The sequence below is a fragment of the Variovorax sp. 38R genome (assembly GCF_014843395.1).
Classification (GTDB): Bacteria; Pseudomonadota; Gammaproteobacteria; order Burkholderiales; family Burkholderiaceae_C; genus Variovorax; species Variovorax paradoxus_H.
Map to the genome: position 1 here is coordinate 4,266,870 of NZ_CP062121.1, position 12,414 is coordinate 4,279,283.

The window sequence follows — 12,414 nt, forward strand, 5'->3', positions numbered from 1 at the left end:
ATGACCGCACGCACACCGACCACCGCCTACCCGATGACGATCTACCACAAGCCCAACTGCAGCACGTCGCGCAACGTGCTGGGCTTGATCCGCGAAAGCGGCGTCGAACCCGAGATCGTCCTGTACCTGGAAACGCCGCCCTCGAAGAAGAAGCTGCGCGAGCTGACGAAGGCGATGGGCCTGACGGCGCGCGACCTGCTGCGCACGAAGGAAGCGCCTTATGAAGAACTGAAGCTGGCGGACGAGAAGCTGACCGACGACCAGCTGTTCGATGCGATCGTGGCGCATCCGATCCTCTTGCAGCGGCCCATCGTCGTGTCGCCGCGCGGCACGCTCATGTGCCGCCCCTGGGAGCGCGTGCGCGAGATTCTTCCGGCCTGACGTCTTCCTGCGCGAGCCCCCACGCGACGTGCTCGCGCACCAGCGCACTCGGATGCTCGGCACGCGTGGCCAGCGCTTCCTTCGCGCCGTCCTCGCCTGATCGCACCGCATTGCCCAGCGCCACCGCGATGTTGCGCAGCCAGCGCTCGTGGCCGATGCGGCGGATCGGACTGCCTTCGGTGCGGCGCAAAAAGTCTTCCTCGCTCCACGCGAACAGCTCGGCCAGCGTGCGGCCCGTGAGCCCGTCGCGCGCATCGAAGTCGGGCAGCGTGCTCTTCTTCGCGAACTTGTTCCAGGGGCAGATCAGCTGGCAGTCGTCGCAGCCGTAGATGCGGTTGGCCATGAGCGGGCGCAGCTCCGTCGGAATGGCGCCGGCATGCTCGATCGTCAGGTACGAAATGCAGCGCCGCGCATCGAGCCGCTGCGGCGCGACGATGGCGCGTGTCGGGCACACGTCGATGCAGGCACTGCAGCTGCCGCAGTGCGCGCTGACGGGCTCGCTCGGCGGCAGTGCCATGTCGACGTAGATTTCGCCGAGGAAGAACATCGAGCCCGCATCGCGGTCGAGCACCAGCGTGTGCTTGCCGCGCCAGCCCTGGCCGCTGCGCGAGGCCAGCTCGGCCTCGAGCACCGGCGCCGAATCGGTGAAGGCGCGGTGGCCGAAGGGGCCGACCTCTTCGGCGATCTGCTCGGCCAGTTTGGCGAGGCGGTTGCGCAGCACCTTGTGATAGTCGCGGCCCCGCGCATAGACCGACACGATGGCTTCGCCGGGCCGCGTGAGGCGGTCGAACTCGACGGCCTGCCAGTCGTCCGGCGTGGCGCGCGGCAGGTAGTCCATGCGCGCGGTGATCACGCTCACCGTGCCCGGCACCAGCTCGGCAGGCCGCGCGCGGCGGGTGCCGTGTGTTGCCATGTATTGCATCTCGCCATGGAACCCATGGGCCAGCCATTGCATCAGACCGTCCTCGGCGCTCGACAGATCGACGCCCGCGATTCCGATTTGGGAGAATCCGAGTTCCCGGGCCAAGGCCTGAATACGAGCAATGAGTGGATGGCTGACGATCACTTGCCGATTGTAGAAACGCGCACCCTGCGCTGGCAGGGCGAAGACGACACCGACGCACTGGCGCGCGCGCTCGCCGCATCGCCCGCGTTGCGCGACGCGTTCATCGCGCTGCAGGGCGACCTGGGCGCCGGCAAGACCACCTTCGTGCGCCACCTGCTGCGCGCGCTCGGCATCACCGGGCGCATCAAGAGCCCCACCTACGCGGTGGTCGAGCCGCACGAGGCGCCCGACGGGCTGGCCATCTTCCACTTCGACTTCTACCGCTTCGCCGATCCGCGCGAATGGGACGACGCGGGCTTTCGCGACATCTTCGCGGGCCCGGGCCTCAAGCTGGCCGAGTGGCCGGAAAACGCCGCGGGGCGCACCCCACCTGCCGACCTAGCTATTAAAATAGAAGCAATGACTGACGACACCCGCAGCGTGACCCTTCTTGCGAACACCCCTCGCGGCAGCGATCTGCTGGCGTGCCTCGCCGCATGAAGGCGACCGGCCTGAAACGGCGCGTGCTGCTGCAAGGCGGCAGCATCGCGCTGATGCTGGGCGTGCACCAGATCGCGCGCGGCGCCAGCATCCTCGCCGTGCGCGTGTGGCCCGCCGCCGACTACACCCGCGTGACCATCGAGTCCGACGCCCGCCTCAACTCGCAGCAGCTGGTGGTCGGCAGCCCGCCCCGGCTGGCCGTGGACATCGAGGGCATCGACCTCAACACCGAGCTGCGCGACCTGGTCGGCAAGATCAAGCCCGGCGACCCGTTCATCAACGGCCTGCGCATCGGGCAGAACGCACCGAAGGTGGTGCGCATCGTGTTCGACCTGAAGCAGACCGTGCGCCCGCAGGTGTTTTCGCTGGCGCCCGTGGCCGCCTACAAGCACCGGCTGGTGCTCGACCTGTACCCCGAGCAGGCCATCGACCCGATGGAAGCGCTGATCGCCGAGCGGCTGCGCGATGCGCCCAAGAACGGCAGCAGCACCAGCGCGCCGAGCAACGGCCCCGCCGTGGCAAGCGCCCCGCCCGCCGCGCCATCGCCGGCGCCCGTGCGCCCCGCCATGCCGCCCGTCGACCCGCTGGGCGACCTGATGGCGCAGCAGGCCATGCGCCCCGGTCCGTCGGCGCCCGCGCCGGCGCTGCCCCCCGGCGGCATGCCGCTGCCGTTGCCGCCGGCACCGCCGCCCGTCGTGGCCGCGGCGCCTCCTCCGGCGCGCCCCGTGACACCGCCCGGTCCGCCGCCGCGCGCCACGGCCAGCCGCACCGACCGCATCATCATCGTCGCGCTCGACCCCGGCCACGGCGGTGAAGACCCCGGCGCCATCGGCCCGAACGGCACGCGCGAGAAAGACATCGTGCTGCAGGTGGCGCACCGACTGCGCGACCGCATCAACGCGGCCAGCGTCAACGGCAGCCCGATGCGCGCCTTTCTCACGCGCGACGCCGACTTCTTCGTGCCGCTGGGCGTGCGCGTGCAGAAGGCGCGGCGCGTGCAGGCCGACCTGTTCGTGAGCATCCACGCCGACGCCTTCACCACGCCCGCCGCGCGCGGCGCCAGCGTGTTCGCGCTGAGCCAGAGCGGCGCCTCGAGCAGCGCAGCGCGCTGGCTCGCCAACAAGGAAAACGACGCCGACAAGGTCGGCGGCGTGAACGTGGGCACCCACGAGGCGCAGGTGCAGCGCGCCCTGCTCGACATGAGCACCACCGCGCAGATCAACGACAGCCTGAAGCTCGGCGGCGCGATGCTCGGCGAGATCAAGGGCATCGGCGCGCGGCTGCACAAGGCGCAGGTCGAGCAGGCCGGCTTCGCGGTGCTCAAGGCGCCCGACATCCCGAGCGTGCTGGTCGAGACGGCCTTCATCAGCAACCCCGAGGAAGAAGCCAACCTGCGCCGCGCCGACTACCAGGAGAACCTGGCCGACGCGCTGATGCGCGGCATCCAGCGCTACTTCGCGCAGAACCCGCCGCTGGCACGCAGCCGGCAGCTCTGAGCTAGAAGCCCGCCACGCGGGCGACCCACGCGGCCGCATAGAGGCCGACGCCGAAGACCGTGTGCGTGACCAGGCTCTGGAATCGCGCCATCGCAGGGCGCGGCGTGCGGCGCGCGGCAAAGCCCGCGCCCATCGCGGGCTGCATCACGCAGAACGGCAGGACCACGGTGCCGATGCCGACGATCAACGCCGGGGCGAGCGTTGGTTGGCGCGCCCATTCCAATCCCCAGCCCGCGAGCAGGACGGCCGCGAACGCGATGCCGAGCAGGTAGTGCGCGGTCCAGCCGATGACACCCTCGCCCGCCACGCGCGGCGACTTGCCGATGGGGTCGTGAAAGAAGCGTCCGCGCGTCAGGTGCACGAGCCAGCGGCCGACGAGGGCGTAGTCCAGCGAGGGAATGCCGAACAGGCGCTGGCGCAGCACCGCCCAGAGGTCCATCACCACCGTTGCACCAACGCCGATCCACAGCGTGCGGACCATGCATTCGACCGCCTCAGACACGGTCGCGCTCCTGCACCGAAGCACGCGCGGCGATCATCCAGCAGGCTGCGACAAAGCGCACCTCATCGCCCCGCACGTAGGGCGCGAAGGCGGCGTGCAGGGTCTCGACGACCTTCGCGCGCGTCTGTGCATCCGTCTCTTGCAGGATCAGCCCAACCGGCCCGAGCCGCGTGAAGTAGTCGACCAGCGCCGCCGCGGGGAATGCGCACTCAACCTCGAACGGCTGGATGTCGACCTCGCCCCACCCGCTCGCCTCGAGGATGCCCGCGACCCTCGCGCGGTCGGCGAACGCGAACTGGCCCGGCGCGTTCGGCCGGCGCGGCGGCAGGCCGGGCAGCAGCGGTGCAGCAGCGCGCTCGGCCGTGCTCATGAACGGGTTGTCGGCCCCGCCGCGCCAGGCGATGCAGCGCAGGGCCGCGCCGTCCGTCGCGGCGCGCCGCAGGTTTGCGAAGGCCCGCACCGGGTCGTCGAAGAACATCACGCCCAGGCGTGAGATCACTGTGTCGAACGCGGCCGGCTCGAAGGCATGACTCTGCACGTCGGCGCAGACGAAGCGGGCCGACGGGAGCACCTCGCGCGCGGCGCGGGCCTTCGCCGCCTCGATCATCGGCGCCGAGATATCGACGCCGAGGCACCGCCCCGTCGCGCCGAGTTGCCGCGCCACGGCGAGCGTCGTGCGGCCGGTGCCGCAGCCCACGTCGAGCACGCGGCGGGCGCCCACGGCGCGCACCGCGTCGGTCAGCCGCGCTTCGAGCGGCTGGAACATCGCGTCGAGCACGGCCTGCGTCTGGACCCAGGCGCTGCCGGCGCGGCCGTTCCACAAGGCGGCCTGTTCGGCATTGGCGGGAGATGTGTCGTCCATGATCGTTTTCCTCAAGGTGCCTTCAAGCGGCGAAGGCTAGACTGTGCCAATTCAAGTCGACTTGAAGTCAAGGGGGGGGGGGGGCCTGCACATGGACATTTCGGAAGTCGCGCAACGCGCCGGCGTTCCCGCCTCGACGCTGCGTTTCTATGAAGAAAAAGGGCTGATCGCCTCGACCGGCCGGCACGGCCTGCGCCGCGTGTTCGCGCCCGACGTGCTGGAGCAGCTTGCGCTCATCGCGCTGGGCCGCGCCGCCGGTTTCTCGCTGGAAGAAATCGGCCGCATGTTCTCGCCCGAAGGCAAACCGCGCATCGACCGGCAGGTGCTCGCCGACAAGGCACAGGACCTCGACCGCACGATCCGCCAGCTTACGGCGATGCGCGACGGCCTGCGGCACGCAGCGGTTTGCCCCGCGCCCAGCCACATGGAATGCCCCACCTTCCGCCGCATCCTGCGGGCGGCGTCGTCGGGTGCATTGGAAACGGCGCCGAAGAAGAAGGTGCCGAAGCCGCGCGCCACGTAGCCACACCCGCTTTCAGGCGTTGCGTCCCGCAACACGCGCCCTGTCCCACGCCACGCGGCCCGCCACCGCGCACAGGCACGTGCGGCAGGCTCCTACACCGCGAAATGCATACTTTTGACCATGATGGGCCATCACTCCTCGAAAGGTGGACACCATGTTGAAGACACGTCTCTGGATCGCCGCTGCAGCTGCCACTTCGGTCATGACGCTGGTAGGCTGTGCGAGCGGTCCCAACCAGAACCTCGGCACCGGCATCGGCGCACTCGGCGGCGCGGCGGTGGGCCATGCGATCGGCGGCAACACGGGCAGCACGCTCGGCGGCGCGGCCATCGGCGGCGTCATCGGCAACCAGGTGGGCCGCAGCGTCGACGAACGCAACTACTACGAGCAGCAGCAACAGCAACGCTACCCGCGCGGCAGCGGCTACTACCCGTACAACGGGCCGCGCTACTGATCATTCATTCACACCCTCAACGAAAAACGCGCCCTCGGGCGCGTTTTTCTTAATGGGGTGAGTTTGCAGCGACTCAGGCCTGCGATGCCGCCGCCCGTGCCTTCTCGGCCTTCGAGGCGCGCCATGCGCCGAAGATCGCCAGCAGGCCGGGCACGAAGATCAGCGCCCAGATGATCTTGTCCAGGTGCAGCCGAACGAACGGCAGGTTGCCGAAGAAGTAGCCCGCAGTGGCGATGCCCAGCACCCAGAGCAGCGCGCCGCCCACGTTGTAGGCCGTGAACTTCGCGCGGTTCATCTCGGCCACGCCGGCCACGAAGGGCGCGAAGGTGCGAATGAAAGGCATGAAGCGCGCCAGCACGATGGTGATGCCGCCGTAGCGTTCGTAGAAGCTGTGGGCCTGGTCGAAGGCCTTGCGGTTGAAGAAGCGCGAGTTCTCCCACTGGAAGACCTTGGGCCCGAAGTAGCGCCCGATCGAGTAGTTGCACTGGTCGCCCAGGATGGCCGCCACGATCAGGATGCCGCAGGCCAGCGGGAAGCTCATGAGCCCCACGCCGCACAGCGCGCCGACGATGAACAGCAGCGAGTCGCCCGGCAAGAACGGCATGACCACCGCACCGGTCTCGACGAACACGATCAGAAACAGCAGCGCATAGACCCAGGGGCCGTAGGCGACCACGAAGGCCTCGAGGTGTTTGTCGACGTGAAGAATGAAGTCGACGAGAAAGCTGATGATTTCCATGGGCGCGGATTATCCTTGTTGGCATGCTGCCCCCTTTTCGAATCACCCCATGATCCAGATCCGCGAAGCCCTCGATGCCGACTGGCCCGCTATCTGGGCCGTCCTCGAACCGACGTTCCGCCGCGGCGACACCTACACCTACCCACCCGATGTCACGGAAGAAGAGGCCCGCCACTCGTGGATGAAAGTGCCCACGCTGACCTTCGTGGCCTGCAACGACGAAGGCACCGTGCTCGGCACCTACGTGATCCGCCCCAACCAGCCCGGCCAGGGCGCACATGTGAGCAACTGCGGGTATGTGGTGTCCGAGACGGCGCGCGGCCTTGGCGTGGCTTCGGCGCTGTGCGAACACTCGCAGCAGCAGGCCCTGCGCATGGGCTTCCTGGCGATGCAGTTCAACTTCGTCGTGTCGACCAACGAGCGCGCGGTGCAGCTGTGGCAGCGCATGGGCTTCGCGATCGTCGGCACGCTGCCGGGCGCGTTCCGACATCCGCAGCATGGCTTCGTGGATGCCTTCGTCATGTTCAAGCAGCTGCAGCCTCTGCCCGGCGCGGCATGAAGAAGATCGAGCCCCGGCTCCTGCAGGCCTTCGTGGCCGTGGCCCGCGAGGGCTCGGTGTCGCGCGGCGCGCAGCGCCTGTTTCTCACGCAGCCGGCCGTGAGCCTGCAGCTCAAGGAGCTGGGCGCGCTGGTCGAACTGGAGCTGTTCCAGCGCACGCCCACCGGCCTGCTGCTCACGCGCGACGGCGCGGCGCTGCTCAACCATGCGGAGCATGCGCTCGAAGGCTTGAACGATTTCGCGGTGGCGGCGGAGCGGCTCAAGGGCGGCGTGCGCGGCTCGCTGCGCATCGGCACCATCCTCGACCCCGACTTCACGCGGCTCAGCCCCTTCCTCACCGAACTGGTGGCGCTGGCGCCCGAGCTCGAGACCGAGCTGCACCAGGGCACGAGCGGCGATGTGCTCGCCCAACTGCTCAACAAGGAGCTGGACATCGGCTTCTACCTCGGCGATCCCGAAGCGACCGACCTGCCGCAAGCCAGCGCGGCCGCGCGCCGCCAGGAAGGCGGCTTGCTGTTCCATTCGCAGGTGCTGGCGCGCTTCAACTACCAGGTGATCGGCCCGAGCGGCTGGGCGCCGCAGGTGCTGGGCCGCGAGTGGCCCGAACTGGCGTATTTGCCGTGGGTGCTGGCACCGCCGACCTCGTCGCATTCGCGGCTGCTGGCGCCGGTGCTGCAGGCCCACAAGCTGGTGCTGAAAAAAGCCGCGCAGGCCGACCAGGAGATGTCGATGCTGGCGCTGGTGCGCGCCGGCGTGGGCATTTCGCTGGCGCGCGATGCGCTGGCGCTGCAGGCCAGCCAGCGCGACGGCCTGGTCATTGCCGATCGCGTGAGCATCGGCTGCGACCTGCGCTTTGTCTGCCTGGCCGGCGCGCTCAAGCGGCCGGAGGTGGACTGCGCGTGGCAGGCCCTGTCGCGCGTCTGGCGACAGGCGTTCTAAACCGACTAGGCGCGCGCTCGGCCGTCGCGCACGGCCGCAGGTGCCGCCGCCGCAGCCCCACTCTTCTTCGCCACGCGCCAGCCCTTCGGCATGAGCGCCAGCATCAACGCGGCCAGCAGCGCCGCGCTGCCCAGCGTGTACAGCCCCGCGGCCGAGCCGCCGTGGTTTTGCTCCACGTAGGTCCGCAGGTTGGGCGCCACGAAGCCGCCCAGGTTGCCGATGGAGTTGACCAGCGCAATGCCCGTGGCAATGCCCAGGCCCGACAGCCGCTCCGACAGGAAGGCATAGAAGATCGGCGTGCCCGACAGGTAGGTCGATGCACCGATCGACAGCGCCGCGATCGCGAAGACCGGCGAGCCGTGCGCCGACAGGCACACGCACACGCCGAAGATCGTGTACAGCGTGGCCACGGTGACGCGGCGACGGTCATGGTGACGGTCGGACCAGCGCGTGACGAAGTACACGACGAACAGCGCCAGCAGCCACGGAATGCTGGTGACGAAGCCGACCAGCAGGCCGATCTTCTGGCCCAGGATCTGCGCCACCTGGGTCGGGAGATAGAAGATGAGGCCGTAGGCCGCGATCTGCACGATGAAGAAGTTCAGCGCGAAGAACATGACCCGCGGATTGCACAGCGTCTGCCACACGGTCTGCGGGCTGTCGGCTGACTTTTCTGCCGCTTCCTGGTCGAGCACGGCCTGCAGCGCGTTCTGCTGCGCGGTCGTGAGCCAGGGCGCGTTGTGCGGCCGGTCGACGATGACGAAGAAGGCCACGATGCCCACCACCACGGCCATCAGGCCCTCGATGAGGAACATCCACTCCCAGCCCTTGAGGCCGCCGATGCCGTTCATGTCGAGCAGCGCACCGGAGATCGGCCCGCCGATGACGAGCGCGCCTGCAAAGCCGAACAGCAAAATGCCGTTGGCCTGTGCACGCACCTTCGCCGGGAACCAGTAGGTCAGCGTGAGCAGCACGCCGGGGTAGAAGCCCGCTTCCGCGATGCCGAGCAGGAAGCGCAGCACGTAGAAGGAGGTCTCGCTGGTCGCGAACATCATGGCCGACGCCACGAGCCCCCAGGTGACCATGATCCGGCACAGCCAGATGCGCGGGCCGACGCGCGACAAGATCACGTTGCTCGGCACTTCGAAGATCGCGTAGCTCACGAAGAAGATGCCGGCGCCGAGCGCGAAGGCGCTGTTGCTCAGGCCGGTGTCGATCTGCAGCGCCTGCTTGGCGAAGCCGACGTTCACGCGGTCAAGAATCGACATGATGTACATGACGATCAACATGGGCAGCAGGCGCCAGCGCGCCTTGTGGATGGCGCCTGTGACCAGTTCGCCGTAGGGACTCGTGGTTGTCATTGTTGTTGTCTCCTGAATAGGTATGTCTGTCTGAAAGACGCCGAGGCTAGCCGCGTGCGACCGCGCCGTGGACGGGGTTCGTCACCGAACCCAATCCATCGATCTCGACCGAGACCACGTCGCCGCGCTTCAGGAAGCGTGGCGGCTTGAGGCCCAGGCCGACGCCGGCGGGCGTGCCGGTGAGGATCAGGTCGCCGGGTTCGAGCGTGATGGCGCGCGAGAGGTACGCCACGAGAAACGCGACCGAGAAAATCATCTCGCTCGTGTTGGACGACTGCACGGCCTCGCCGTTGACGAGGCAACGAATGCCCAGCGATTGCACGTCGGCCACTTCGTCGCGCGTGACGACGGTGGGCGCGAGCGGGCAGAAGCCGTCGAGCGACTTGCCGCGCACCCATTGCGCCTCGCCGAGCTGCACGTCGCGCGCGCTCACGTCGTTGGCGGCGACATAGCCGAACACATGCGAGAGCGCATCGGCTTCGCTCACGCCCTGCGCGCGTTTGCCGATGACGACGCCGAGTTCGGCTTCCCAGTCGACCTTCTCGGTGAAGTCTTCGGGCCAGGTGATCGCGTCACCGTCGGCCGCCAGCGTGTTGGTGAACTTGGCGAAGACGACGGGCTTCTCGGGGATGGCCAGGCCGGTCTCGATGCAATGGTCGCGGTAGTTGGCGCCGATGCAGATGATGTTTCTCGGTGCGAACGGCAAGGTGGGCTTGACGTCGGCGAGGGGGATCGGATTGCCTGCATCGTTCCAGGCTTTCCCTTCGACGATGTCCTGCATGCGAGCCGCATCGACGGGCTGCAGTGCGCCGTCCTTGATGTAGCCCACGCGGGGGCCTTGGGGCGTTTGAACGCTCATCCACTTCATGTCTGACTCCTTCTTTTGATTTGAAAAAAATCTTGTTCCGGTTTGTTCAGGGCGTGTGCTCAGGCCACCGGGTACTTCCCTCCGCGAATGTCCCCCGGGCTTCGCCCTCCTCCTTGATTTCGCTGCGGGAAGCACCCAGTGCCCTGAGCACGAGGCACGCTGTGGGTGCGCGCCGATCAACAGGTGCTCTGAACACGCTCACGTCGATGGGGTGCCTTGCGCAGCGAAATCAAGGAGGAGGGGCGCAGCCCCGGGGGACATTCGCGGAGCAAGGCTCCCCGTCGGCGGGAGCGTCGCCCTGAACAACAGCAGTCCTCAGTGATTCCGACGCGGAATCCCCGCCGTCTGCGCCACCCGCTGGTACTTGGTCGCCGGCTTCAGCACCATGCCTTCAGAGAGCGTGTCCACCATCGCGCGCTGGATTTCCTGCCACGGCGTCTGGCTCGCGGGAATCGGGTAGCCGCCCTTCGCCTCGAGGTCGCGGGCGCGGGCCTGCAGCACCTCGTCGTCCACCAGCATGTTGACGGTGCGTTCCTTCAGATCCACGCGCACCTTGTCGCCGGTCTGCAGCAGCGCCAGGCCCGTGCCCGCGGCAGCTTCGGGCGAGGCGTTGAGGATCGACGGCGAGCCCGAGGTGCCCGACTGGCGGCCGTCGCCGATGCAGGGCAAGGCCGACACGCCGCTCTTGAGCAGGTGCGAGGGTGCGCGCATGTTGACCACTTCCGACGAGCCCGGGTGTCCGATCGGGCCGACGCCGCGCATGAACAGGATGCAGCTCGCGTCGATGTCCAGCGACGGGTCTTCGATGCGGGCTTCGAAATCTTCCGGGCCGTCGAACACGATGGCGCGGCCCACAAAGGCGTCGAGATCGCCGGCCTTGCTCAGGTAGCGCGCACGGAACTCGTCGGAGATGACGCTGGTCTTCATGATCGCGCTGTCGAACAGGTTGCCCGACATCACGAGGAAGCCGGCGTTCTCACGCAGCGGCTGTTCGAAGGGGCGGATGACGTCGGCGTCTTTCACGGGTGCGTCGGCGCAGTTGACGGCCAGGGTGTGGCCGTTGACGGTGCGCGCGTCGGTACGGATCAGGCCGTGGCGGTGCAGCTCGGCGACCACAGCCGGCACGCCGCCTGCGCGGTAGAACTCTTCGCCGAGGTACTTGCCGGCGGGCTGCATGTCGAGCAGCAGCGGCACCTCGAGGCCGACCGTTTCCCAGTCCTGGATGTTTAGCTCGACGCCCGCATGCTTGGCGATGGCGATGAGGTGGATCGGCGCGTTGGTCGAACCGCCGATGGCCGAGTTGACGACGATCGCGTTCTCGAAGGCCGAGCGCGTGAGGATGTCCGAGGGCTTGAGGTCTTCACGCACCATGTCGACGATGCGGCGGCCCGTTTCGTAGGCCATCTGGCCGCGCTCGCGGTACGGCGCGGGAATGGCCGCGCAGCCGGGCAGGCTCATGCCCAGGGCTTCGGCCAGGGCGTTCATGGTCGAGGCGGTGCCCATCACGTTGCAATGGCCGGCCGAGGGCACGGTGGAGCCCACGAGGTCGATGTAACCGGGGAAGTCGATGCTGCCCTTGGCGAACAGCTCGCGCGCCTTGAACAGCGTGGTGCCGGTGCCGGTGCGCTGGCCTTCGTGCCAGCCGTTGAGCATGGGGCCGCCCGACAGCACGATGGCGGGGATGTTGGCGGTGGCCGCGGCCATCAGCGCGGCGGGCGTGGTCTTGTCGCAGCCGGTGGTCAGCACCACGCCGTCGATCGGGTAGCCGGTGAGGATTTCGACGAGCCCCAGGTAGGCCAGGTTGCGGTCGAGCGCGGCGGTCGGGCGGCGGCCGTTCTCCTGGATCGGGTGCATCGGAAATTCCATCGCGATGCCGCCCATCTCGCGGATGCCTTCGCGCACCCGCAGCGACAGCTCGCGGTGGTGGCGGTTGCAGGGCGTGAGGTCGGAGCCGCTTTGCGCGATGCCGATGATCGGCTTGCCCGATTGCAGCTCTTCGCGGGTGAGGCCGTAGTTCAGGAACCAGGCCAGGTGCAGGACCGAGAGTTCGCTGTGTTCGGGGTTGTTGAACCAGGCGGCGGAGCGCAGGGGGCGGGGTGTCGTCATGGCGTCGGCTTTCAGGGTGGTCGGCGAACGCGCGCGGCGGCCCCCTGCGCGGCATGGCGGCGTGCCATGGCGGTGTCCT

The 12,414-nt window shown here is 68.4% G+C and carries 14 protein-coding genes; 7 read left to right on the plus strand and 7 right to left on the minus strand.

Translation table 11 applies throughout. From position 1 onward, the window contains the following. Positions 1-381 carry an arsenate reductase (glutaredoxin) gene (gene arsC / locus IG196_RS19645; RefSeq protein WP_101489758.1) on the plus strand — a complete coding sequence of 127 codons (381 nt, stop codon included), beginning with the start codon at positions 1-3 and terminating at the stop codon, positions 379-381. Here the strand turns inward: arsC and queG are convergent. Beyond that, positions 335-1,447, minus strand: a complete 1,113-nt coding sequence (gene queG, locus IG196_RS19650) for a tRNA epoxyqueuosine(34) reductase QueG (protein WP_192192587.1) — start codon at positions 1,445-1,447, stop codon at positions 335-337. The two genes, arsC and queG, sit on opposite strands and share 47 nt — an antisense overlap. On the opposite strand from queG, the gene tsaE reads away from it, so the two are divergent. Then, a complete protein-coding gene (tsaE, locus tag IG196_RS19655; RefSeq protein WP_153283109.1) occupies positions 1,433-1,927 on the plus strand; it encodes a tRNA (adenosine(37)-N6)-threonylcarbamoyltransferase complex ATPase subunit type 1 TsaE in 495 nt (164 codons plus the stop codon). The two genes, queG and tsaE, sit on opposite strands and share 15 nt — an antisense overlap. Then, the gene (locus IG196_RS19660) at positions 1,924-3,423 is read left to right on the plus strand and encodes an N-acetylmuramoyl-L-alanine amidase (protein ID WP_192192589.1); all 1,500 of its coding nucleotides are present in this window, start codon (positions 1,924-1,926) and stop codon (positions 3,421-3,423) included. Before tsaE ends, IG196_RS19660 begins: the two co-directional genes overlap by 4 nt. Position 3,424: 1 nt before the next feature. Here IG196_RS19660 and IG196_RS19665 read toward each other — a convergent pair whose 3' ends face one another. Together IG196_RS19665 and IG196_RS19670 are read right to left on the minus strand one after the other, a co-directional pair. Next, entirely contained in the window at positions 3,425-3,904 is a 480-nt protein-coding gene (locus IG196_RS19665) for a DUF2938 domain-containing protein (RefSeq protein ID WP_192197092.1), read from the minus strand. A gap of 13 nt (positions 3,905-3,917) precedes the next feature. Next, positions 3,918-4,787: a class I SAM-dependent methyltransferase gene (locus IG196_RS19670; protein ID WP_192192591.1), complete on the minus strand. Its 870-nt coding sequence runs from the start codon at positions 4,785-4,787 to the stop codon at positions 3,918-3,920. A 91-nt stretch (positions 4,788-4,878) separates the two neighbouring features. On the opposite strand from IG196_RS19670, the gene IG196_RS19675 reads away from it, so the two are divergent. Continuing rightward, positions 4,879-5,310, plus strand: a complete 432-nt coding sequence (locus tag IG196_RS19675; protein WP_101489753.1) for a helix-turn-helix domain-containing protein — start codon at positions 4,879-4,881, stop codon at positions 5,308-5,310. 154 nt (positions 5,311-5,464) lie between these two features. Beyond that, positions 5,465-5,764, plus strand: coding sequence for a glycine zipper domain-containing protein (locus tag IG196_RS19680; protein ID WP_225616737.1), 300 nt, complete (start codon positions 5,465-5,467; stop codon positions 5,762-5,764). Positions 5,765-5,837: 73 nt separating this feature from the next. Here the strand turns inward: IG196_RS19680 and IG196_RS19685 are convergent, their stop codons facing one another. Continuing rightward, entirely contained in the window at positions 5,838-6,503 is a 666-nt protein-coding gene (locus tag IG196_RS19685; protein ID WP_101489752.1) for a DedA family protein, read from the minus strand. A 49-nt stretch (positions 6,504-6,552) separates the two neighbouring features. Here IG196_RS19685 and IG196_RS19690 point away from each other — a divergent pair, with 49 nt between their 5' ends. Both IG196_RS19690 and IG196_RS19695 read left to right on the plus strand, forming a co-directional pair. Beyond that, the gene (locus tag IG196_RS19690; RefSeq protein ID WP_192192593.1) at positions 6,553-7,062 is read left to right on the plus strand and encodes a GNAT family N-acetyltransferase; all 510 of its coding nucleotides are present in this window, start codon (positions 6,553-6,555) and stop codon (positions 7,060-7,062) included. Beyond that, positions 7,059-8,000, plus strand: coding sequence for a LysR family transcriptional regulator (locus tag IG196_RS19695; RefSeq protein WP_099790919.1), 942 nt, complete (start codon positions 7,059-7,061; stop codon positions 7,998-8,000). The genes IG196_RS19690 and IG196_RS19695 overlap by 4 nt, the downstream gene beginning before the upstream one ends. Before the next feature lie 5 nt (positions 8,001-8,005). Here the strand turns inward: IG196_RS19695 and IG196_RS19700 are convergent, their stop codons facing one another. The 3 genes from IG196_RS19700 to IG196_RS19710 form a co-directional block, all read right to left on the minus strand. After that, entirely contained in the window at positions 8,006-9,361 is a 1,356-nt protein-coding gene (locus IG196_RS19700) for an MFS transporter (protein WP_192192594.1), read from the minus strand. Positions 9,362-9,407: 46 nt separating this feature from the next. Then, on the minus strand, positions 9,408-10,229 hold the full coding sequence (locus IG196_RS19705; protein ID WP_192192595.1) for a fumarylacetoacetate hydrolase family protein: 822 nt from the start codon (positions 10,227-10,229) through the stop codon (positions 9,408-9,410). A gap of 315 nt (positions 10,230-10,544) precedes the next feature. Continuing rightward, positions 10,545-12,335 carry an IlvD/Edd family dehydratase gene (locus IG196_RS19710; RefSeq protein ID WP_192192597.1) on the minus strand — a complete coding sequence of 597 codons (1,791 nt, stop codon included), beginning with the start codon at positions 12,333-12,335 and terminating at the stop codon, positions 10,545-10,547. Positions 12,336-12,414: the final 79 nt, after the last annotated feature.